This is a genomic window from Streptomyces sp. NPDC058637 (genome assembly GCF_042717325.1).
Classification (GTDB): domain Bacteria; phylum Actinomycetota; class Actinomycetes; order Streptomycetales; family Streptomycetaceae; genus Streptomyces.
The window spans coordinates 271,476-292,937 of the sequence record NZ_JBHXRD010000002.1 but is presented as its reverse complement, the minus strand read 5'-3'; the positions used below and the strand labels follow the sequence as shown (position 1 = coordinate 292,937).

At 72.3% G+C, this 21,462-nt stretch carries 20 protein-coding genes and 1 pseudogene; 13 read left to right on the top strand and 8 right to left on the bottom strand.

From position 1 onward, the window contains the following. Positions 1-32 precede the first annotated feature (32 nt). Positions 33-620 (bottom strand): annotated as a pseudogene (locus ACFWVP_RS03355) (PIG-L deacetylase family protein); the annotation flags it as partial. A gap of 193 nt (positions 621-813) precedes the next feature. On the opposite strand from ACFWVP_RS03355, the gene ACFWVP_RS03350 reads away from it, so the two are divergent. Then, positions 814-1,386: a rhodanese-like domain-containing protein gene (locus ACFWVP_RS03350; protein WP_384493231.1), complete on the top strand. Its 573-nt coding sequence runs from the start codon at positions 814-816 to the stop codon at positions 1,384-1,386. A 20-nt stretch (positions 1,387-1,406) separates the two neighbouring features. On the opposite strand, the gene ACFWVP_RS03345 is transcribed toward ACFWVP_RS03350, so the two are convergent. Continuing rightward, complete coding sequence (locus ACFWVP_RS03345) at positions 1,407-2,708, bottom strand: alpha/beta fold hydrolase (protein ID WP_384493230.1); 1,302 nt, start codon at positions 2,706-2,708, stop codon at positions 1,407-1,409. 514 nt (positions 2,709-3,222) lie between these two features. Here ACFWVP_RS03345 and ACFWVP_RS03340 point away from each other — a divergent pair. After that, positions 3,223-4,047, top strand: coding sequence for an aldo/keto reductase (locus tag ACFWVP_RS03340; protein ID WP_384493229.1), 825 nt, complete (start codon positions 3,223-3,225; stop codon positions 4,045-4,047). A gap of 694 nt (positions 4,048-4,741) precedes the next feature. Here the strand turns inward: ACFWVP_RS03340 and ACFWVP_RS03335 are convergent. Continuing rightward, positions 4,742-4,966 carry a hypothetical protein gene (locus ACFWVP_RS03335; protein WP_384493228.1) on the bottom strand — a complete coding sequence of 75 codons (225 nt, stop codon included), beginning with the start codon at positions 4,964-4,966 and terminating at the stop codon, positions 4,742-4,744. A gap of 112 nt (positions 4,967-5,078) precedes the next feature. Then, positions 5,079-5,354 (bottom strand): DUF2087 domain-containing protein, encoded by a 276-nt coding sequence (locus tag ACFWVP_RS03330; RefSeq protein WP_384493227.1) that lies wholly within the window; start codon positions 5,352-5,354, stop codon positions 5,079-5,081. A 125-nt stretch (positions 5,355-5,479) separates the two neighbouring features. Here ACFWVP_RS03330 and ACFWVP_RS03325 point away from each other — a divergent pair, with 125 nt between their 5' ends. The 3 genes from ACFWVP_RS03325 to ACFWVP_RS03315 all read left to right on the top strand — a co-directional run bounded on the left by ACFWVP_RS03325 (position 5,480) and on the right by ACFWVP_RS03315 (position 8,654). Then, entirely contained in the window at positions 5,480-6,454 is a 975-nt protein-coding gene (locus ACFWVP_RS03325) for an acetylxylan esterase (RefSeq protein WP_384493226.1), read from the top strand. Positions 6,455-6,564: 110 nt separating this feature from the next. Beyond that, positions 6,565-7,728, top strand: coding sequence for a Gfo/Idh/MocA family protein (locus ACFWVP_RS03320; protein WP_384493225.1), 1,164 nt, complete (start codon positions 6,565-6,567; stop codon positions 7,726-7,728). Then, a complete protein-coding gene (locus tag ACFWVP_RS03315; protein WP_384493224.1) occupies positions 7,725-8,654 on the top strand; it encodes a PmoA family protein in 930 nt (309 codons plus the stop codon). Before ACFWVP_RS03320 ends, ACFWVP_RS03315 begins: the two co-directional genes overlap by 4 nt. A 73-nt stretch (positions 8,655-8,727) precedes the next feature. Here ACFWVP_RS03315 and ACFWVP_RS03310 read toward each other — a convergent pair whose 3' ends face one another. After that, entirely contained in the window at positions 8,728-9,171 is a 444-nt protein-coding gene (locus tag ACFWVP_RS03310) for a nitroreductase family deazaflavin-dependent oxidoreductase (RefSeq protein WP_384493223.1), read from the bottom strand. A 343-nt stretch (positions 9,172-9,514) separates the two neighbouring features. On the opposite strand from ACFWVP_RS03310, the gene ACFWVP_RS03305 reads away from it, so the two are divergent. From ACFWVP_RS03305 to ACFWVP_RS03285, 5 genes are all read left to right on the top strand, one after another. Beyond that, on the top strand, positions 9,515-10,876 hold the full coding sequence (locus ACFWVP_RS03305) for an FAD-dependent oxidoreductase (protein WP_384493222.1): 1,362 nt from the start codon (positions 9,515-9,517) through the stop codon (positions 10,874-10,876). 273 nt (positions 10,877-11,149) lie between these two features. Beyond that, positions 11,150-11,935, top strand: coding sequence for an MBL fold metallo-hydrolase (locus ACFWVP_RS03300; RefSeq protein WP_384493221.1), 786 nt, complete (start codon positions 11,150-11,152; stop codon positions 11,933-11,935). Between the two features lie 60 nt (positions 11,936-11,995). Next, complete coding sequence (locus tag ACFWVP_RS03295; RefSeq protein ID WP_384493220.1) at positions 11,996-12,148, top strand: hypothetical protein; 153 nt, start codon at positions 11,996-11,998, stop codon at positions 12,146-12,148. Positions 12,149-12,572: 424 nt separating this feature from the next. After that, entirely contained in the window at positions 12,573-13,193 is a 621-nt protein-coding gene (locus tag ACFWVP_RS03290; RefSeq protein ID WP_384493219.1) for an L-threonylcarbamoyladenylate synthase, read from the top strand. Between the two features lie 145 nt (positions 13,194-13,338). Next, a complete protein-coding gene (locus ACFWVP_RS03285; RefSeq protein WP_384493218.1) occupies positions 13,339-13,536 on the top strand; it encodes a DUF6381 family protein in 198 nt (65 codons plus the stop codon). A gap of 83 nt (positions 13,537-13,619) precedes the next feature. Here ACFWVP_RS03285 and ACFWVP_RS03280 read toward each other — a convergent pair whose 3' ends face one another. Together ACFWVP_RS03280 and ACFWVP_RS03275 are read right to left on the bottom strand one after the other, a co-directional pair. Further along, positions 13,620-14,654, bottom strand: a complete 1,035-nt coding sequence (locus ACFWVP_RS03280) for an MsnO8 family LLM class oxidoreductase (RefSeq protein WP_384493217.1) — start codon at positions 14,652-14,654, stop codon at positions 13,620-13,622. Between the two features lie 164 nt (positions 14,655-14,818). Next, on the bottom strand, positions 14,819-15,892 hold the full coding sequence (locus tag ACFWVP_RS03275; protein ID WP_384493216.1) for an alkene reductase: 1,074 nt from the start codon (positions 15,890-15,892) through the stop codon (positions 14,819-14,821). Between the two features lie 115 nt (positions 15,893-16,007). On the opposite strand from ACFWVP_RS03275, the gene ACFWVP_RS03270 reads away from it, so the two are divergent. Continuing rightward, positions 16,008-16,382, top strand: coding sequence for a MerR family transcriptional regulator (locus ACFWVP_RS03270; protein ID WP_384493215.1), 375 nt, complete (start codon positions 16,008-16,010; stop codon positions 16,380-16,382). 321 nt (positions 16,383-16,703) lie between these two features. Here the strand turns inward: ACFWVP_RS03270 and ACFWVP_RS03265 are convergent, their stop codons facing one another. Then, positions 16,704-18,005: a hypothetical protein gene (locus ACFWVP_RS03265; RefSeq protein WP_384493214.1), complete on the bottom strand. Its 1,302-nt coding sequence runs from the start codon at positions 18,003-18,005 to the stop codon at positions 16,704-16,706. A 603-nt stretch (positions 18,006-18,608) separates the two neighbouring features. Here ACFWVP_RS03265 and ACFWVP_RS03260 point away from each other — a divergent pair. Then, positions 18,609-19,766, top strand: coding sequence for an SDR family oxidoreductase (locus ACFWVP_RS03260; protein ID WP_384493213.1), 1,158 nt, complete (start codon positions 18,609-18,611; stop codon positions 19,764-19,766). Between the two features lie 66 nt (positions 19,767-19,832). Continuing rightward, positions 19,833-21,419, top strand: a complete 1,587-nt coding sequence (locus ACFWVP_RS03255) for a PfaD family polyunsaturated fatty acid/polyketide biosynthesis protein (RefSeq protein WP_384493212.1) — start codon at positions 19,833-19,835, stop codon at positions 21,417-21,419. Positions 21,420-21,462 lie beyond the last annotated feature (43 nt).

Genomic DNA, 21,462 nt, shown 5'->3' with positions numbered 1-21,462 from the left:
CCGATGATTGCGGATTCGGCAAACAGCCTTGTCAGCGACTGGACCGAACGCTCGAATCCCGGCGTCGCGTCGACGGCGTGCGTGGGCCTGTCGGTGCCCGCGACGGCCACCCAGCGCACCCCGTCCCACGGGTCCAGGCCCCGCTCGGCCAGTTCCGGGAAGATCCAGCGGTTGCCCGCGTCACCCGCGGCGTCCAGCGTGGCCCGGCCGACCGCGCGGTGGTCGGGCGTGTTCCAGACGGCACCGCCCCAGGTGTCGCGATGGTTGAGGGTGATGAGCAGCTCCGGCCGGTGGCGGCGGACGGCCGCGGTGATGTCGCGGCGCAGGGCCGTTCCGTACTCGATCACGCCGTCGCGGTGGTCGAGGAACTCCACGGTGCGGACGCCGACGGCCTCGGCGCTCTCCCGCTGTTCCCGCTCCCTCAGCGGGGCGCATTCACGTGGGGCGACGGTGTCGATCCCGGCTTCGCCGCGGGTCGCCAGGAGGTATCCGACTTCGTGTCCGGCGTCGGTCCAGCCGGCGACGGCCGCGGCGCATCCGTACTCCAGGTCGTCGGGGTGGGCGACGACCGCCAGCGCCCGCTGCCAGTCCGAGGGCATGGCTTCCAACTGCTCCGTCATGACCGGCAGGCTATCCGGGGGACGGTCCCGGCCGTGTGCATCGCGGGGGTGTACCGGGGCAGGGGAAGCCGTAGTTGCTCCGGTCGGCCCTGACGCGAGCCGGAGCCCTACGAAATACCCCTACGGGTATTCTGAGCTGCGGGGTGCCCGGGACTCCGTCCCTCCCCCGCTCCGGCGACGAAAGGAACCGCTCGTGATCAGCCCCTCCTCCCTCTCCCCCGCCCAGGCCGCGGCCCGTCTGGAGGAGTTCACCGTCATCGACGTGCGGGCTCCCGGCGAGTACGCGGCCGGGCACGTGCCCGGCGCGCTGAACGTCCCGCTCGACCGGCTCCCCGAAGCGGTGCCGGCACTGAAGTCGGCCTCGGCCCGCGGCTCGCTGCTCGTGGTCTGCGCCTCCGGGGTGCGCTCCACCCGGGCCTGCGAGATCCTCGCCGATGCCGACATCGACGCCGCCACCCTGACCGGCGGGACCTCCGCCTGGGAAGGCGACGGACACGGTCTGGACCGTCCGGACGGCGCCCGGGTCACGTGGCCCATGGAACGCCAGGTGCGGCTCGCCGCGGGCTCCATGGTCGTTGCGGGCCTGCTGACCGGCAGGCGCTTCCCCGCCGCGCGCTGGCTGTCCGCGGGTATCGGCGCCGGTCTCGTGTACTCCGCGGTGAGCAACACCTGCGGCATGGCGGCGGTCCTGTCGAAGCTCCCGTACAACAGCTCGCCGCGCTCGGGGGCGGACCTGGACGCCACTCTGGAGGCCCTGCAGCGCTGACCCGTCCCCGGGCGGTCCGGCTACCGGTCGCTCTCCCCCCGGACGAGTGCGAGCAGGTGGTCCAGCACCCTGGGACCGCTCGCGCGCAGCCCGTCGTGCTCGTACCGGCTGGTCACCCACGTGCGGAGGCCGCGGATCGAGGCGGCGGTGCCCAGCGCGTGCCCGGTGTCCACGTACATGTCGTCGTGGTAGACGGCAGCCGCCACGGGTACCTCGTTGGCGGCGAGCCGGGCGGTGTCGTACAGGACCGGCCAGTCGGTGCGGGCGGCGAGCAGCTCGGCCGTCTCGCGCAGCGGGCGCAGTGCGGGGTCGACCTCGAAGTGCCAGGGATGGATGCTCTCACCGGTGAAGATCAGCGGCCCGTCGCCCGCCAGTGCGGCGGCGGCGTCGAACTGCGGGAACTCGGCGCGGACGCGTTCGGCGGACCAGCCGGTGGGCTGCGCGCCCCGGCCGTAGATCGCCTCGTGCAGGAGCGCGTACAGCGGGTGGCCGGCGAACGAGGTGGCCGTGCGCATGGCCTCCTGGAAGGTGTCGGAGAGTTCGGCCCCGTGCGGGCCGTCCACGAAGGCGTTCTCCAGGAGGTGGTGCAGCTGGTGGCTGCCGTTGCCGCCGCCCAGCAGGATGCCGAGGGACTGGAACCCCTCAGGCGTCAGCCGGTGGCCGCCGCTCTCCGGGCGGTGCCCGGCGAGGTACGCGGCGATCGCGCGCGCCCGGTCGACGTCCATCGGGTAGCGGGCGTAGTGGGCTGCGACCTTCCGTTCGATCCGCGGGTACGCGGCCCGGTAGACGTCGTCGGCGTGCGCGTCGAGGGAAGGCAGTCCGCCGGTGATGAGGACGGCTTCGAGCCCTTCCGGGGCGGACGACAGGTAGCGGACCGCGCAGAAACCGCCGAAGGACTGCCCCAGGACGGTCCAGGGCGCCCCGCCGGTGAGCTGCGGCCGGATCAGCTCGCAGTCGCGGACGATGCTGTCGGACCGGAAGTGGGCCAGGTAGTCGGCCTGTTCACGCGGGCCTCCGCGCAACGGCAGGGTCTGGCGGTTCGCCGGGGTGGACAGGCCGGTGCCGCGCTGGTCCAGGAGCAGTACGCGGAACCCCCCCACCGCCCGCCCCAGCCAGGCCTCCGCGCCGATGAAGCGGCGGGCACCGAAGCCGGGGCCGCCCTCCAGATAGACCAGCCACGGCAGGTCCTGGCCGACGTGCGCGCTCGCCACGGCTTCCCGGCCGAAGATCTCGATCTTCTCGCCGCCCGGGTCGTCGTGGTCGAGAGGAACCGTGAACCGGTGATCGGTGAGGACGAGGCCGGGGTGGCGAAAGCTGTTCAAGAGTGCTCCTGTATCCGGTGTTTCCCGGACAGTTCAGCACATGCCCCTGTCCCGGAGGGTTCCGGCCCGGGCACTCCGCCCTGCGACGGGCTCGCGGCGCGCACCCGGGCGGGCCCGGACGGTTCCGGGCGGGCCCGGACGGTTCCGGGCGGGCCCGGACGGTTCCGGGCGGGCCCGGACGGTTCCGGGCGGGCCCGGACGGTCCCGGACGGTCCCGGACGGTCCCGGCGGACGCCGTTCTCGCGTCCGGTGACCGCGGGCCGCACAGCCGGGGTGGCTACGGACGCGCTGCGAACGACCGGCGACCGTGGCACGGTGGACGACGGAGCCGGGCGGGCGCGGGTCCACGGCACCCCGGGGCGCCGGGCGGGCCGGTGGCGCGGCCGCCCTTGTGACGACCGCCTCCACTTGCGCCCCATTGCCAGCGTTTGCCATTAACCCGCGCATGCAATTATTGTTGACGCCAGTAACCATCGTATGCAGCTCGGCACAGCCGACGCCAGGAAGGACCCCCATGCCCTCGGTCCCCAACGTCACACTCAACAACGGCATCACCATTCCGCAGCTCGGCTTCGGCGTCTTCCAGGTCCCCGACGACGAGACCACCGCGGCGGTGTCCGCCGCCCTGGAGGCGGGCTACCGCTCCATCGACACGGCCGCCGTGTACGGCAACGAGGCGGGCGTGGGCCGCGCGCTCGCGGACTCCGGCCTCCCGCGCGAGGAGCTGTTCGTCACCACCAAGCTGTGGAACGCCGACCAGGGCTACGACTCGACGCTCGCGGCCTTCGACACCGGCCTCGCCAAGCTCGGCCTCGATTTCGTGGACCTCTACCTGATCCACTGGCCGACCCCGGCGCGCGACCTCTACCTCGACACGTGGCGCGCGCTGGAGAAGCTGGTGGCCGACGGCCGGATCCGGGCGGCCGGAGTCTCCAACTTCCAGCCCGCCCATCTGCGCCGGCTCATGGACGAGAGCTCCCTCGTGCCGGCGGTCAACCAGATCGAGCTGCACCCCGGCCTCCAGCAGAACGAGCTGCGGGCCCTGCACGCGCAGCACGGCATCGCCACGGAGGCCTGGAGCCCTCTGGCCCAGGGCGCGCTGCTGGACGACGAGGTCCTGGTCGCCCTCTCGGAGCGCCACGGCAAGTCGCCCGCCCAGGTGGTCCTGCGCTGGCACCTCCAGCTCGGCAACGTCGTGATCCCCAAGTCGGTCACGCCCGCGCGCATCCGGCAGAACATCGACGTCTTCGACTTCGAGCTCCCGGACGCCGACATGGACGCGATCGCGGGCCTCGACCGCGGCATGCGCACGGGCCCGGACCCCGACACCCTCAACTGAGACCCGCCGCCCGGTCCGCCGTGCGGCCGTGACCCGTTCGGCGGATCGCGAACGGCTGCCGTTAGGTGCCCGACCGCTGCCGCCGCCCGTCGGCGCGGCGGTGCCGTGGTGGCCGCCCGAGGCATCGGGCAACCGTCCGGACCACGGCGAGTGGCTCCTGGACACGTCTGACCGCCGGCTTCGCGAACGGCCGGCCTGTCGCGCGCGTCGCGTGCCGGGTCCGGCCGAGGCGATCGATCGCGCGGACACGGCCCCCGTAACGGGGAGCCATCACCCACGCGGCTGAGCGGACGCCGCGCGAGGGCCATTCCGTGGTGGGTGTACGCGTCACCCCCGGGTGGCGCCGGCGGTTCCACGGAGCCTGCCCGGCACCACCACCTCGTACGACAGCGCGGAAGCGGTCGCCGCCGGACACCGGGCGCCTGAACCGGACCACGGCGGCGCACAGCACCACCAGCTCCAGCCCCGTGGTGCTCGGTGGCACCGGGGACGTCTCCCGGCGGGCGCCCACGTCCACCCCGTGGGCCGGGCTCCGGGCCGCCGCGGCACCGGTGGCTCGCGCAGTCCTCACGGCCGCCACGACTCGCGCCCCCTGTGAGAGCCCCTGCGATCCGGCAGGGCCCCGTGAGCACTGCGCGCTCGCCGACCATGCGTACCTGGGACAGGTCAACGGCCCGACCTGGGACAACGACGCCTACGCGGCGGCCCACTCATGAGGCCTCCCGCCGAGCCACCGGACCCAGGCCGGGTCGTCGAGCAGCTGGTCGCCGTCGTCGAGTCCGGCGCGGCGGAGGAACTCGACGACGTCGCGGTCGCCGTACGCGATGCCGAGAAGGGATGTGCCACCGCCGGAGCCACGTACCGAGACGCGGCGGCCACCATCGGCTCCGAGGCGGTGGACGGTCACGGGCGGGGTCATGACTCCACAGTGCATCCACCCGGGGCACCGTGCCAGGGCAGCCCCTGCCGTTCGCCGGTCACCGGCCGGCCGCAGAAAACCGTCCGGGCCGCCTCGCCGTCGCCGGCGACGGCTATCGCCCCCGCCGGTAGCTGCTGCCGTCCTTCGGGCGTACGAGCAGGCCGGCGACCACCAGATAGCGGCGCAGCGCCGAGCAGTCCTCGTGCACGGTGAGGAGCGCGTCGTTCACCTCGCGCTCGGTGTACACGCGGTCGCGCTCGAACAGTGTCTGCGCGAGGTGCTCCAGCAACTGCTCGCGGCGGGCCACCTTCCGGGGGATCGCCGTCAGGCGCCCGCGCGAGAAGAGTGCGGCCACCTGGTGCGAGCTGCGGGTATCTGTGTCGGACATCCGGGCAGCCTCGCAGCTGCCGGACGGACCGGCAACGCGATTTTTTTCTGCCCTCCCCCATCCGATTCTCGCACCGACCGTCGTACGGTATGACCATTCATCTCTGCGACACAAGGCGGTCCCGCATGTCCCTGTTCGATCTGCCCCTCGATCAACTGCGCGTCCACAGCAGCCGGTCGGTGGAGCCCGCGGACTTCGACGCGTTCTGGTCGGCCACGCTCGACGAGGCCAGAACCCATGACCTGGACGCCCGTTTCGAGCGGTGCGCCGACACCGGCCTGTCCACGGTGGACGTGTACGACGTGACGTTCGCCGGCTTCGGCGGCCATCCGGTCAAGGGCTGGCTCGTCCTGCCCGCGGGCACCACGGAACCGCTGCCGGTAGTCGTGGAGTTCCTCGGATACGGCGGCGGGCGCGGCCTGCCGCACTCGTATCTGCTCTGGGCGTCCGCCGGTCTGGCCCACTTCGTCATGGACACCCGCGGCCAGGGCAGTGGCTGGGCGCCGGGCGACACGGCGGACCCGGTGGGCAGCGGTCCGTCGTTCAACGGATTCATGACGCGCGGTATCGAGGACCCGTACGCGTACTACTACCGGCGGTTGATCACGGACGCGGTGCGCGCGGTGGAGGCGGCCCGCTCGCACCCGTTGACCGATGCGAGCCGTACCGCCGCGATCGGCGCGAGCCAGGGCGGCGGCCTCGCGCTCGCGGTCGGCGGGCTGATACCCGACCTGGCGGCCCTGGCACCCGACGTGCCGTTCCTCTGCGACTTCCCCCGGGCGATCCGCGTCACCGACCGGAACCCGTACCGCGAGATCGCCAACTACCTCAAGACGCACCGGGGACGTGCAGAGCAGGTCGCCGGGACGCTGGCGTACTTCGACGGTGTGCACTTCGCGGCGCGCGGGCGGGCGCCCGCGTTGTTCTCGGTGGCACTGGAGGATCTGACCTGCCCGCCGTCCACGGTCTTCGCCGCGTTCAACGCGTACGCGCACCCGGACAAGGAGATCGAGGTGTACGACTTCAACGACCACGAGGGCGGCGGCCCGTTCCAGCAGGCGGTGCAGCTCGCCCGGCTGCCGCGACTCCTGAAGGCCTGACCTCCGGGAACGCCCCGGCCCCCTTGACCCGGCTCGCGTACGGAGCCTAGGTTTCCCGATGGAAGAAAGCGCTTGCTGTCCGGTAGGCGGTCATCTCTCCACATCAGGGGGTGTTTGTCACGCCCAGCCATGGTTCCCACCGAGGACCGGTACGGGTCGCGATCGTCGGAACGGGTGCGATCGCGCGAGGCAGTCATCTGTCCGCGCTGACCGCGCTCGCCGCCGAGCAGCCGCTGGAGATCGTCGCGGCGGTCGATGTCGACGTGGACACGGTCGAGGCGTTCTGCGCGGATGCGGGCATCGGCCGCGCGTACACGGACCTCGGCCGGATGCTCGCGGAGCAGCGGCCCGACCTGGTCGTCATCGGCACGCCGCCCCGGTTCCACCGCGACCAGACCGTGGCCGCGCTGCGCGCCGGGGCATGGGTGTGGTGCGAGAAGCCGCCCTGCCCGTCGCTGGAGGACTTCGACGCGATCGAGGCCGCCGAGGGGGCCGGGGAGGGCGGCCCGTACGCGGCGATCGTCTTCCAGCACCGCTTCGGCTCGGGCGCGCGGCATGTGGGGGAGCTGCTGGCCGGGCGGGCGATGGGCCGGCCGCTGGTGGCTCACTGCCAGACCACCTGGTACCGGGACGCGGCGTACTACTCCGTTCCGTGGCGGGGCAGTTGGGGCAGCGAAGGGGGCGGCCCGTCGATGGGGCACGGCATCCATCAGATGGACCTGCTGCTGGATCTGCTCGGCCCGTGGGCGGAGATCCGCGCGATGGCGGGGCGGCTGGTGCACGACGTCGAGACGGAGGACGTCTCCACCGCGCTCGTCCGTTTCGAGAGCGGCGCGATGGCGACCGTCGTGAACAGCGTGCTCAGTCCGGACGAGATCAGCCGGATCCGGATCGACTGTGAGCACGCGACGGTCGAGCTGACCCATCTGTACGGGCATCGAAACGCCGACTGGCGGATCACTCCGGCGCCGGGCGTCCCTTCCGGACAGGCTGCCGCCTGGAGCGACTTCGGACCCGATGAGCCCAGCTCGCACGAGGCGCAGCTGCGCGGGCTGCTGGATGATCTGAGGGCCGGACGGCGTCCGCGCAGCAGCGGCGCCGACGGCCGCAAGAGCCTCGAACTGGTGGCCGCTCTCTACAAGGCGGCCTTCACCGGGGCGACCGTGCGGGCGGGCGAGATCCGCCCCGGGGATCCGTACTACTCCGCTCTGCACGGCGATGCTCCCGGTTGGGCGCCGGGGCCCCTGGCGAAGGCCGTGGAGGCGACGGCATGACGAGTTCCCTGGAGCTGACCCGCCGGCACGGCGACCACGTCGCGGTGACCGTCGCGGGCAGCGGCGTCGAACTGCTGCGGTACGTGTACCGGGCCGAGGATCCCTGGGAGGCGCCGAAGCCGTACATCCACCCCCTGCGCACGCTGTCCGGCCGGGTGGTGACCGACTACCGGCCCAACGACCACCGCTGGCACAAGGGTCTGCAGATGACCGCCTCGCACCTGTCGGGCCAGAATCTGTGGGGCGGCAACAGTTATGTGCACGGCGAGGGGTATCTGGCCCTGCCGGAGCGTGTCGGTTCCATGGCGCACGCCGGGTTCGACGAGGTGTCGGTGCGCGCGGACCGGGTCCGGCTGGCCGAGCGGCTGACCTGGCACCCGCACAGCGGTGAGCTCTGGGCGGACGAGACGCGCGGCATCGAGGTGCACGACATCGACACGGAGGGCGGGAGCTGGGCGCTGACCTGGTCGTCCGCGATCACCAACCGGCGCGAGGAGCCGCTGCGCTTCGGCAGCCCGACGACGCACGGCCGGGAGGGCGCGGGGTACACCGGCCTGTTCTGGCGTGGTCCGCGCGCCTTCCGTGACGGACGGATCCTCTCCCCGGACGGCGAGGGCCCGGGGCTGATGGGGCGGCAGGCTCCATGGCTGGCGTACAGCGGGGAGCACGACGGGGCCGACGGGCACGCGACGCTCGTCTTCGTCCACTCCCCCGGGAACGATCACACCGGCGTCGGCGGCGCGCACCCGGCGCACTGGTTCGTCCGCAGCTCCCCCTTCGCGGCCGTCGCCCCGTCGTTCGCCTTCCACGAGGAGCTGGTCCTGGCCCCCGGCGCGACCCTGACCCTCCGCTACCGGGTGCTGGTCGCGGACGGCGCCTGGGACCGCGAGCGGATCGCCTCCCGGGTCGCCGGGCTGCCCTGGTAGGAGCGCGGACCGACGGGCCCCTCACGGACCGCGGGCCCCGGCAGGGCCCGCGGTGTGCGCACTGCCGTCCGGGCTACTTCGCCCCGGACGCGGTGAGGACGAAGACGGGGATGTCACGGTCGGTCTTGGTCTGGTAGTCCGCGTAGTCGGGGAACGCCTCGACGGCGCGGCCCCACCACACGGCCTTCTCCTCGCCGGTGACCTCGCGGGCGGTCATGTCCTGGCGCACGGTGCCGTCGCGCAGTTCCACGTGGGGGTCGGCAAGCACGTTGTAGTACCAGACGGGGTGCTTCGGGGCGCCGCCGAGGGAGGCGACCACGGCGTACTCGCCGTCGTGCTCGACCCGCATGAGGGGGGTCTTGCGGAGCTTGCCGCTCTTGGCGCCGCGCGTCGTCAGGAGGACCACGGGCATTCCGCGCATCGTGGTCCCCTTGGTGCCTCCGGAGCTCTCGATGAGCTCGACCTGCTCACGGACCCAGGTCGTCGGGCTCGGCTCGTACTCGCCCTCGATCGGCATGCCACTGTCCTCTCGTCGGAATCCTGCGTCGTGGGTCCATCATGACGTCCTCGGGAGCCCGGGGTGTGCAGGAACACCGTCGGGCCGGGGCTCGCGGCTCGTGCGTGTGCTGCCTTCCGGCCGCTTCCGTCTCACCATCCGGGAGGCGACGAGCCGCTCGTAGCGGTCCCTGCTCACAGAAACCGGACCTCTTCAGGTAATTACGTCCCGATATTTCCGGAATATGCGCTCGCCCTGCTCCAGGGACACACCGACGCAGGGCATACCGTGGGGGCAGCGGAGTAAGCCATGCCTTACTCCGCTGCACTCTGCCCGTGCTCGTCCGCCCAAAGGAACAACCTCCATGACACGCCCCGTCCGCGTCGCCATCGTCGGAGCCGGTCCCGCCGGAATCTACGCAGCGGACGCGCTGCTCAAATCCGAGGTCGCACAGGACCCGGGTGTATCGATCGACCTGTTCGAGCGCATGCCCGCGCCCTTCGGCCTGATCCGGTACGGGGTGGCCCCGGACCACCCGCGCATCAAGGGCATCGTCAAGGCGCTGCACCAGGTCCTGGACAAGCCGCAGCTGCGGCTGTTCGGCAACGTCGACTACCCGAACGACATCGGCCTGGACGACCTGCGGTCCTTCTACGACGCCGTGATCTTCTCCACCGGCGCCGACGCCGACCGCGCCCTCGACATACCGGGCATCGAGCTCGACGGCTCCTACGGCGCGGCTGACTTCGTCGCCTGGTACGACGGCCACCCCGAGGTGCCGCGCACCTGGCCCCTGGAGGCCGAGAAGGTCGCCGTCCTCGGCGTGGGCAACGTGGCCCTGGACGTGGCGCGCATCCTGGCAAAGACGGCGGACGAGCTGCTCCCGACCGAGATCCCGGCGAACGTGTACGACGGCATCAAGGCGAACAAGGCGCTCGAGGTGCACGTCTTCGGGCGGCGCGGTCCGGCCCAGGCCAAGTTCAGCCCGATGGAGCTGCGCGAGCTCGACCACTCGCCGAACATCGAGGTCATCGTCAACCCCGAGGACATCGACTACGACGACGGCTCGATCGCGACCCGGCGGGAGAACAAGCAGGCCAACATGGTCGCCTCCACGCTGGAGAACTGGGCGATCCGGGACGCGGGCGACCGCCCGCACAAGCTCTTCCTGCACTTCTTCGAGTCCCCGGTCGAGGTCGTCGGCGAGGACGGCCGCGTCGCCGGTCTGCGCACCGAGCGGACCGAGCTGGACGGCACGGGCAACGTCAGGGGCACGGGCCGTTTCACGGACTGGGACGTGCAGAGCGTCTACCGGGCCGTCGGCTACTACTCGGATGAGCTCCCGAAGCTCCCCTTCGACGTGGCCTCCGGCACGGTCCCGCACGCCGCCGGCCGTGTCCTGGCCGGTGGGGAGCCGATGGAGTCGGTGTACGTCACCGGCTGGATCAAGCGCGGTCCGATCGGCCTGATCGGCCACACCAAGGGCGACGCGAACGAGACGGTGGCCTGCCTGCTGGAGGACCACGCCGCGGGACGGCTGCCCGAGCCGGCGCAGCCCGGTCCGGACGCCGTCGTCGATTTCCTCGAGCAGCGCGGCGTCCGGTACACGACCCGTGAGGGCTGGCACCGCCTGGACGCCCACGAGCAGGCGCTCGGGGCGGAGCAGGGCCGGGAGCGGATCAAGGTCGTCGACCGTGCGGCCATGCTCGACGCGTCCGGCGCCTGACCACAGGCCGTGAACGCCCCCGGAGCCCTTTGCGACAGGGGTTCCGGGGGCGTCGTGCTGTCCCGGCCCCGTCCACGCCGTCCCGTCGCCGTTCGCGGTCCCGTTCATACGTACGAAGCGCCCCGTGGCTCCGGACCACACCGGCACCCCCGGTCCCGGCCGCCTGTCGGGACCGGCATCCTGGAGACCCCGCCCGGCTCCTCGGGTCGTTCGACAGCGGCTGCCCGGGGAGCGGAGCGGGCAGGGGCGGGGACCTGACAGAGGGAGGACCTCTTGGAACGGCACGGACGCGTTCTCGCGTTACTCGATTCCGCCGGCACGTTCTTCGAGCCGGAGCGGCTGGCCTTCCCCGGCGCCGGCGAAGGTGACTGGGAACGTGCGGCCTCCCTCGATCCCGGCGCACGGGGACCGGACGGGGCGTGGCGGCTGAACTTCTGGTGCTTCGCGATCGAGCGGCCCGACGGGCGCTGGGTCCTCGTCGACGCGGGCGTCGGACCGGCCGAGGGGCCTGGAGCTCCGTGGTGCCCGGTCCCGGGCCGGCTGCCGGAAGCACTCGCCGAGGCCGGGATCGCAGCGGCGGACGTGACGGACGTCGTCCTGACCCACCTGCACGAGGACCACGTCGGCTGGTCGACGACAGTTGCCGGGGACTCCGTGTTCCCCCTGGCCCGGTACGTCGTCCAGCACACGGAGGCGGCGGCCCTCGACCGGTCGGACCCGGTGTGGACGTGGGTCGTCGAACCGCTGCGTGCCACGGGACAGCTGGACGAGGTGCACGGGGAGCACCGGCTGGGGCATGGGGTGACCCTGCTTCCCACGCCCGGCCACACACCTGGCCACCAGTCCGTCCTGGTCGAGCAGTCCGGCGGCCGGGACGTCGTCGTCACCGGTGACGCACTGGTGCACGCGGTCCAGTTGGGCAATCCGGCCGTCGTCTACGCCCGCGAGCGCGACCCGGACACCGCACGCGCCTCCCGCGAGGCACTCCTGGAGCGTGCCACCGCCCACCGGGCCCTGCTGGCACCCGCCCATCTGACCCGGGCGTTCGTCGAACCGTAGCCTCGCGAAGCCGCCAGGCCTGTCCGGTGGATCCGTCCGGGCCCCGGCTACGCTTCTGCCGTGAAGCCCTACTTCGATCCGGTGCCGCTGCTGGGTGACGCGCGCGAGTCGTTCCAGGGGCGGTGGACGGACCGGAAGTGGCTCAACGTCCCCGGACCGTTCTACGGGGCCGACACCGACAACTGCGGTACGGGCCGGATCCACGCCCCGTAACTCGTGCTCTACGAGGCCGAGCACTTCACCGAGTACGTCTACCGGCAGCCCCGCGGCACAGAGGAGTTCCGGCAGTTGGTCGACGCCGCCGAGGCGGAGTGCTTCTCCGGCTACGGCTGTGACGGCGACGAGCACTGGACACCGGCAGGGGTCCGGGAGTGGTGGCGGGACCGGGGCCGGATCCAGGAGTATCCGGCGGACCGGCGCGACGCGTGGGAGGCCGACGACGAGAAGGCGGCGCAGGGGACCGCCGCCGCCCGCGACTACGCGGCGTACCTCGACGGTGAACCGGCCGCGCACCTCCGGGTCTGTCTCTTCCTGCTCGACGAGCGGCGTCCTCCGGCGCCGGCGGACCGGCTGCCGGAGCTCTGGCCGAGCGGGGCGGCGGGTGCTCCGGGCATACCCGGAGCCTTAGACTCGGCCAATGGCGAAGTATTTCGATGTACACCCCGAGAATCCTCAGCGCCGCACCATCAGCAATGTGGCCGACAGCATCCGGTCCGGCGCGCTGGTCGCGTACCCGACGGACTCCTGCTACGCGTTGGGCTGCCAGTTGGGCAGCCGCGACGGCGTCGGGCGGATCCGGACGATCCGTGATCTCGACGACCGCCACCACTTCACCCTGGTGTGCCAGAACTTCGCACAGCTGGGACAGTTCGTGCAGGTCGACAACGACGTGTTCCGCAGCATCAAGGCGGCGACGCCCGGTAGTTACACCTTCATCCTCCCCGCCACCCGGGAGGTGCCGCGGCAGTTGCAGCACCCGAAGAAGAAGACCGTCGGCGTCCGGATCCCCGATCACGCGGTCACCCAGGCGCTGCTCGCCGAGCTCGGCGAGCCGTTGCTGTCCAGCACGCTGCTCCTGCCCGACGAGAAGGAGCCGATGACGCAGGGCTGGGAGATCAAGGAGCGCCTCGACCACGTGGTGGACGTCGTGCTGGACTCGGGTGACTGCGGCACCGAACCGACCACGGTCATCGACTTCTCCAGCGGTGAGCTGGAGATCGTGCGCCGGGGGGCGGGGGACGTCTCCCGGTTCGAGTAGTACGCGGCACGCTCGCCCGGCACGGGACACGCTCGCCCGGTACGCGGCGCTCACTCCGCGTCTCGAGGAGCCGCGCCGAGATGCCTCATGGCTCCTAGGCTGGTTCCGTGGAGGGGTCCGCTCCGTACGGCTCCGAGGAGTGATCATGAGCGAGTCAGCGTCAGAGGACGTCCACGGTCGCGCACAGCGGATGCGCGCCGAGGCGAAGGATCTCGAGAAGGCCGCCGAACGGGCCACCGATCCTGAGGAACGCCGTCGCCTGAAGGACCGGGCTCACCGGTTGGAATCAGAGAGTGTGCAGGTCAGCGGTATGGCTAGCGGGGACATCTACCCCATGGAGTAGCGGTGCGGACGCCGGCCCAGGCAGTCCGCGCGGGGGTACGTGGAGGGGGCTGTGCCCGCTTCGGGGTGAGTACGCTGCCTCCCTCAGACCACGGCGGCGGCGTCCGGTGCCCGTCGCAGGCCGGTGATCCGGGCGAGCCGTTGCATGGAGTCCACCAGGGCCTCCCGGTCGTACGTGCTCGTGGTGACCAGCACCTCGTCCGCTCCGGTCTCCTTGATGACCGTGTCGAGTCCGTCGGCCACCCTGTCCTCCGTGCCCGCGAGGTGGCCGCGCAGGCCGCGCTCGAACAGTTCCCGCTCCTTGGCCGTCATGGTCAGATCCTCGATCCGTGCGGCCGGTGCCAGCGGCGGGAAGCTGCCGTGGCTGCGCGCGTGCGCCATGGACCAGGCTTCGGGGACCAGGAGCCGTCGGGCGGCCTCCTCCGTCTCCGCGACCGCGACCGTGCCCGCCACGATCACGTACGGCTCCCGGGCCCAGACCGAGGGCCGGAATCCGCCGCGGTAGCCCTCGACGGCACGGGCCAGCTTCTCGCGTCCGCGTAGATCACCGATGACCAGCGGCAGCCCGGCCGCCGCCGCGATGGCGGCACCTTCACCGGTCGCCAGGACGTACGGGGGTATGCGCAGCCCCTCCGCGGGCCTCGCGTGCACCTGGGGATGGGCCTGCTGTGTGCCGTCGAGCCATCCGAGGAGTTCCGAGAGCTGCGCGGCGAAGGCGTCGGCGTCCTCCTTGTCGCGGCCCAGGGCCCTGCGGATCCCGTCGGTGAAACCGACGGAGCGTCCGAGCCCCATGTCGATCCGGCCGGGGAAGAGGGAGGCGAGCACACCGAACTGTTCGGCGACGACGAACGGCTGGTGATTGGGGAGCATGACCCCGCCCGTCCCGACGCGGATCGTGGAGGTCGCCGCGGCGACGGCGGCGGCGAGGACGGTCGGCGCCGATCCCGCGACACCGGGCACGCTGTGGTGCTCGGACACCCAGAAGCGGTGGTAGCCGAGCGCTTCGGCCGTACCGGCCAGCCGGACGGTGTCCCGCAGCGCCTGCGGAGCGTCGTGTCCCTCCCTGGTGCGGGAGCGGTCGAGGAAGGAGAACCGGGTCGATGCGATGGCAGAGCTCACGCCTGGTTCAACGTCCTGGGGCCGCCGTGATTCCCGGCACCGCCGTGGGTTGCGGTGAACGGCGCGGGCGGCGGGCCGCGGGTGCCCTGGCGCGGGTACGCCGGGCCGGGCACGCGCCCGCCCCGCGTACCCGGCACCGCCCTCCGCTCGCCCCCGGTTCGGCCTCAGGCCGCGTACTGGTGCGACGAGTACGTCAGGTAGCCCGCGTCGCCGCCCTGGTAGTAGGTGGCCTCGTCGGCGGGCGCCATCGGAAGGGACCCGCGCAGTCGCTCGACCAGGTCGGGGTTGGCGATGAAGGCGCGGCCGAAGCTGATCAGGTCGGCACCCAGTCCGAGCCAGTGGTCGGCGTCGTCCCGGCCGGTCTGCTTCGGGCCCATCGGCTGCACGGGGTTCATGACCAGGGTGCCCGGCCATGCCCGGCGCAGGCCGATCAGGGTCTCCTCGTCCACGGTCGCTTCGAGGTGCACGTACGCCACTTCGAGGCGGGCCAACTCGGTGAGCAGCTCGGTGTAGAGCTTGCGGACGTCCGTCTCCCGGACCCCCCAGAACTCGGCGCCCGGCGAGAGCCGGATGCCGGTCCTGGCCCCGCCGACGGCATCGACCGTCGAGGCGGCCGCCTCGACGGCGAACCGGATCCGGTTCGCGACCGGGCCGCCGTAACGGTCCGTGCGCAGGTTGGCGTTGGAGGCGAGGAACTGCGCGATCAGATAGCCGTTGGCACCGTGCAGCTCCACCCCGTCGAAGCCCGCGTCGACGGCACGGCGGGCGGCCCGGGCGTACGACTGCGCGTGCTCGGCCACTTCGGCGGTGTCCAGGGCGCGCGGCACAGGGGCGGGCCGCGGTCCCGTGGGGGTGAACACGTCGCCGACGGCGGCCACGGCCGAGGGGCCGATCGGCTGCACGCCGGTGGTGTCGGGGTGCGACACCCGGCCGCCGTGCATGATCTGGGCGAAGATCCGGCCGCCGTTGGCGTGGACGGCCTCGGTCACGGGCTGCCACGAGGTCACTTGCTCGTCGGTGTGCAGTCCCGGGGTGCCGGGGCTGGACTGTCCGATCAGGCTCGGCTGCACCCCCTCGCTGACGATCAGTCCGGCCGTGGCCCGCTGGGCGTAGTAGGCCGCCATCGAGGGCGTCGCCAGACCCTCGGCGGTGGCCCGGATCCGGGTCATCGGGGCCATGACCACCCTGTTGGGCAGGGTCAGGCCGCCGAGCCTGTGGCTGGTGAAGAGGCTTGTCACGTGAGGACTCCTTCGCGGATCGCCGTGCCCGGATCCCGGGCACAGCAGTACGCTAAAACCTCACACTGATGTCAGAGGCAAGCCCTGTGGCGCAGGACACACCCGGGAGGATTCCGTGCGGATCGGGGAGCTCGCGTCACGGGCCGGAGTCAGCATCCGGTCCGTGCGCTACTACGAGGAGCAGGGTCTGCTCAGCAGCACCCGCAGCCCCAGCGGGCAGCGACACTACACGGGCGAGGAGGTCGAGCGGGTCACTTTCATCCAACAGCTGTACGCCGCAGGCCTGTCCAGCCGCACCGTCGGCGAACTGCTGCCCTGTGTCGACAAGCCCAGTGAGGAGAACTCCGACGCTGCGCTGCAACGGATGGCGAAGGAGCGCGACCGGCTCTCCCGGCACATCGCCGACCTCGTGGAGACCAGGGAGGCGCTCGACCGCCTGGTGGCTACGGCTCGCGCGTATCGCGAGTCGTTGGCGGCCGTGACCGGCTGACAGCCCGTACGACAGCGTGCCCCGGCCGGTTGACGGTTTGCGCTGAGCGCGGTCAGGTGGGCGGGACGCGCTGCGAGGGGGTGCCGGGATCCGCCGCGTGGACACCGGTGTCCCTGTCCGGGCCGCCCGGGGCGTCGCTGCGGTGGGATCGCGCTGGGGTGCGCCGACGGAGGACGAGGGGCCGGTGAAGGCCGCCCCGGCGAACCGGAGGAGCTGGACCGCGGTGCCCTGCGGCGCCGGGGTGGCGGAGAATCCCATGGTGCTGCTCCGGCGGGATTGAGTTCGTCACGGAGGGGCCGTGGGTCACGGGTCGTTCCGGGGTCACTCCGGCGCGTGGGCCCCGGCCAGGGCGTCCACCGCCTCTTCCCACAGGACCGGCAGCCGATCCGCGAGGGGAAGGGCTCGGTCGGTGAGGAAGGAGACCTCGGCCCAGGTCCCGAAGAACGACAGGCCGACCGCGAAGAGGTGACCGGGGAGAAGCAGGGGGAGCAGTGCGGAGCCCGTCACCCGGGTGGCGCCCAGGCTGCCCTCCTCGGCCAGTGGCATGGACGTGGCCATGATGTTGGTGACGCGCGGCGAGATCACCCTGCGCATGTACCACTCGGTCGGCGCGTCGGGCATGAACCGGACCATGTCCTGGATCGCCTGACGCCACCGCTCGCCCCGCAGCTTCACGGTCGCCGCCCTGACCCGTTCCAGGCGCCGCAGGGGTGAGTCGCCGCCCGGGGTGTCCCCGGGGCCGAGGGAGTGCACGGGCAGTTCCATGGGCATGGCGAAGCAGCGGTTGCCCCATGTCTGTTCCTCGTCGTGGCGGCGTCCGTCGACGGGAAGCAGTGCCGACACCCACGGCAGCGGAGTGCCGGACTCGGCCGACCAGGCCGCCAACAAGCCCGAGAGCGCGGCGAGATGGACGTCGTGGGCCGATCCGCCGTGTGCCGTTGCGATCCGCCGGAGGGTCGCCAGCGGTACGCGGCCCCGCAGCAGTTGCCGGTCGCCGACCGGCACGAAGGGCGCGGCCGACCCGCGGTCGCGGACGGCGAACGCGTCGTACCCGAACTTCACCGCCAGGCCGAGCGCCCTGCCCACCCTCCCCGGAAGCCCGGCACGTCGGCCCGCCCGGGGCACCGGGCGGGCGGACGGCGCCCCTGCGCCGAGCAGGGAACGGAAGGCGAGCGCCGCGGCGGAGCCGTCCTGGCAGGCGTGGTCGAACCGGTAGCACACGGCGTACGCGTCGGGCGTGTGACCGTGGACGAGCCAGATCCCCCAGCGTGTGCCGGCCGTGAACGGCGCGTTGAGGGCCGTGTCCATTGCGGAGTCCCACCCGCCCGGGCCGTCCGCGACCGTCTCGTGGACATGGCGGTCGATGCAGTAGTCCGCGTCCGGTCGCCACGTGGAGCGTCGAGGCCTGCCGTCCACCCGGCTCGCGAACATGGGGAGCTGGGCCATACGCATACCGACGTACGCGCGGAAGTCCGCGAACTCCGGTGGCCGGCCGCTCAGATACGCGACACCCCCGGTGTCCCAGCGGACGTCGGGATGCGTCCGTTCCAGGCTGAGGAACGCGCGGTCGATGGAGTGGGTGCGGCGGTGTGCACTCGGAACGGACGGGACGGACACGGTCATTGAGGGCTCCAGTTCGCACCGGTGGACGGACGGGAGGGCCTGACCGGGCCGGGGCCCGGTCGAGATGCCGGCCCGTCGGCGCGTCCTGTCCACCGCGACGGCTCGTATCGCCTCGGTTTATACCGGGGTACGGGGGGCCCGGAACCCCGCCCGGCGCGCTCCGGACGCCGGGCCCGTCGCGTCGCACGGACGGTCGTGCCGTGTGCCGCCCGCCGGTCGCGGCACCGTGCCGCCGGAGCCGGTTCCCGTACACCGTCCGCAAGATCACCCGGAATGATGACGGGTACGGGCGACGGACGGCGGTCCGGGCCTTTTCCCCCCCCCGCGCCCCTGGACCGCGGCCCTGACCAGGCACCACACGTGTCGCCCGTCCCTCCCGCTCCCGGCCCGGGGGCCGTTACTCCTTTCAGGTGAGCCGGCTGGACGATCACTCCACCCTTCCCTCACTATCGGTCACTGTTCCTCATGTACCGGTAGCCGCCGGTGCCGGATCGCCCCGGGCGGAGCGACGGGCCGTGCCCCGCTCCCACCGGTGACGGCAGTCGGCGCCCCGGATCAGCGTGTGCGGTCGCATCCCTCTCGAAGCCCTTGGAGTCATGAGTCGTGCACGTCGCCCTCACCGGCGCCACCGGGTTCCTCGGCCTCCGCCTCCTGCGTCATCTGCTCGCCTCCCAGCGCTCCTTGACGGTCCTGGCCCATGCGCGATCCGGTGACGCCCTGACGCGCATCACCCGCTTCCTGGAGCTGTCCGGGGCTCCGGACACGCTGCTCGCGGAGCTGCCCGGCAGGCTCCGGATCGTGGAGACCGATCTGGAACGGCCACGGCTGGGACTGTCCCCGTCCGGTTTCCAGGAGTTGGCCGACGGCCTCGACGCGATCTGGCACAGCGCGGGCAGCATCAATCTCCAGGACGACCTCGCACCGCTGCGCAGGGTCAACGTGGACGGCACACGGCACGTGCTCGAACTGGCCGCCGCCGGAGGCAGGAAGCCCGTGGTCCACCACGTGAGCACCGCCTTCGTGGCCGGGGCACGGCGCGACGGGGTGGCGTACGAGGACGAGCTGGACGACTCGCACGGCTTCGAGAACGCCTACGAGCGCTCCAAGTACGAGGCGGAGGTGCTGGTCCACGCCTGGTCGCGGGCGCACGGCCGTCCTGTCGTCGTGCTGCGTCCGAGCATCCTGGTCACGGACCTGCCGCCGCACCCCGACCTGCCCCCGCACCCCCTCCAGGTCGTCGAGAAGATCCTGCGGGACTCGCTGAGCACGGTCGACGGCACCGGACTCCCGGGACCACGCCGGCCGGTGATGCGGCTGGTCGGGCATCCGCACGGTCATCTCAACCTGCTGCCGGTGGAGTACGCGGCCGCCGTCATGGTGCGGCTGGCCGACCGGCCGCCCTCCGGAGGCGTCGACACCTACAACGTCGTCCACGGCCACGACGTCCCGGTCTCGACCGTCGTGGCACTCCTGGAACGCCTCGCTCCCCTGACGTTCGACGTGGTCGCCGGCAAGCCCGACGACGCGTCCCCGCTGGAGGCCCTGCTGGACTTCTACCCCGGCTTCACGGCCTATCTGAGTCACCGTCGCCGCTTCGACGACACCCGGGTCAGGACCCTGTTCGGGTCGTCGGCGGCCGAACGCCGGGTGGACCTGGACTATCTGTGGTCCGGGCTGGGCCCGGTGCGGCCGACGGTGGATCGACCGACACCCACGGGCGCCGTCCCGCCCCGCAACCCGCCGGCCACCGCACACCCGTGACCACGTCCGCGCCCCGGTGCGCCCGTCCCGCACCCCGCAGACGCCCTTCTCCGCTGGAGTCCGCTCTTGTCCGTCCTCACCGGTTCCGACCCCGGCGTCAGCCACCCTTCGGCCTTCTCCCCCGACGGGATCGCCGCCTGTGCCCGGCGCATCCGGGAACAGGTGCACATCGTCACCGGGCCGACCGGCCGTGACCTGGGTCTGGCCGTCGGTCCCCCGCCCACCGGCGCGACGTTGCTCGGGACGCTGCCCCCGCTGTATCCCGAGTGGCTCGGCGGACGCGCCTTCTGCGAGGCGCACGGTGTCCGGTTCCCCTACGTGGCGGGCGAGATGGCGAACGGCATCTCCACCACCCGGATGGTGACCGCGATGGCACGGGCGGAGATGCTCGGCTTCTTCGGCGCGGGCGGCCTCGCGTACGCCGATGTCGAACGGGCCGTGCGCGTGCTGGCCGAGGAACTGGCCGACCGCCCGAACTGGGGGGTGAACCTCATCCACGCACCGGCCGAGCCCGCGCTGGAGTTCCGGGTCGCCGAGTTGCTGCTGCGGCACTCCGTCCCGAGGATCTCGGTCTCGGCGTTCATGGAGCTGACCCCGGCCGTCGTCCTGTGCGCGGCCCGGGGGCTGCACCTGGACGCCGCCGGGGGGATCGTCCGGGGCGCCCGGCTGCTCGCCAAGGTCTCCCGCCCGGAGGTGGCCGAGCAGTTCCTGTCGCCCGCGCCTTCGGACCTGCTGCGCCGACTCGTCGAACAGGGCGCTCTGACGGCACGGGAAGCCGATCTGGCCGCGCGGGTGCCGGTGGCCGAGGACATCACCGTGGAGGCCGACAGCGGCGGGCACACCGACAACCGCCCGCTCGCCGCGCTGCTGCCCCGGATCGTCCTGTTGCGGGACGAACTCACCCGCAGGTTCGGCTACTCCCGGCCGGTCAGAATCGGCGCGGCGGGCGGTCTGGGCACGCCGAGCGCGGTCGCCGCCGCGTTCGCGCTCGGGGCTGCCTACGTCGTCACGGGGTCGGTGAACCAGACCGCCACCGAGGCCGGTCTGTCCGACGAGGCCAAGGAAATGCTCTCCGAAGCCGACATCGCCGATGTGACCATGGCTCCGGCGGCCGACATGTTCGAGCTGGGCGTCAAGCTGCAAGTGCTGGCCCGGGGCACGATGTTCGCCCGGCGGGCGGACCGGCTCCACACCGCCTACCGGAACCACTCCTCGCTGGAGGAGATCCCCGGGCCGTTGCGCGCCACGATCGAACGCGACGTCCTGCGCGCCCCGTTCGACGAGATCTGGCAGCGCACCCGGGAGTTCTGGAGGCAGCGGGACCCGTCCGAGATCGTGCGCGCGGAGGCCGACCCCAGACACCGTATGGCGCTGGTCTTCCGCTGGTACCTCGGGAACTCCAGCCGGTGGGCCATCACCGGGGAGTCGGCCCGGCGCACGGACTTCCAGATCTGGTGCGGCCCGGCGATGGGCGCGTTCAACCGGTGGACGGCGGGCACCTTCCTCGCCGGGGCGGCGAACCGGTCGGTCGTGCAGATCGCGCTCAACCTCGTCGAAGGCGCCGCCGTCCTGACCCGCGCCCATCAGCTGCGTACCTACGGCGTTCCCCTGCCGGCTTCCGCCTTCGCCTACGCGCCGCGCAGGCTCGCATGACCGGGACCGGCGTCCCGGAGGCGTCGGCGGCAGCCGTTCGACG

Coding starts and splice junctions, on each gene's coding strand:
- ACFWVP_RS03340 (WP_384493229.1), top strand. CDS start 3,223: ATGCCCTCGGTCCCCAACGTCACACTCAACAACGGCATCACCATTCCG.
- ACFWVP_RS03335 (WP_384493228.1), bottom strand. CDS start 4,966: ATGACCCCGCCCGTGACCGTCCACCGCCTCGGAGCCGATGGTGGCCGC.
- ACFWVP_RS03330 (WP_384493227.1), bottom strand. CDS start 5,354: ATGTCCGACACAGATACCCGCAGCTCGCACCAGGTGGCCGCACTCTTC.
- ACFWVP_RS03325 (WP_384493226.1), top strand. CDS start 5,480: ATGTCCCTGTTCGATCTGCCCCTCGATCAACTGCGCGTCCACAGCAGC.
- ACFWVP_RS03315 (WP_384493224.1), top strand. CDS start 7,725: ATGACGAGTTCCCTGGAGCTGACCCGCCGGCACGGCGACCACGTCGCG.
- ACFWVP_RS03310 (WP_384493223.1), bottom strand. CDS start 9,171: ATGCCGATCGAGGGCGAGTACGAGCCGAGCCCGACGACCTGGGTCCGT.
- ACFWVP_RS03305 (WP_384493222.1), top strand. CDS start 9,515: ATGACACGCCCCGTCCGCGTCGCCATCGTCGGAGCCGGTCCCGCCGGA.
- ACFWVP_RS03290 (WP_384493219.1), top strand. CDS start 12,573: ATGGCGAAGTATTTCGATGTACACCCCGAGAATCCTCAGCGCCGCACC.
- ACFWVP_RS03285 (WP_384493218.1), top strand. CDS start 13,339: ATGAGCGAGTCAGCGTCAGAGGACGTCCACGGTCGCGCACAGCGGATG.
- ACFWVP_RS03265 (WP_384493214.1), bottom strand. CDS start 18,005: ATGACCGTGTCCGTCCCGTCCGTTCCGAGTGCACACCGCCGCACCCAC.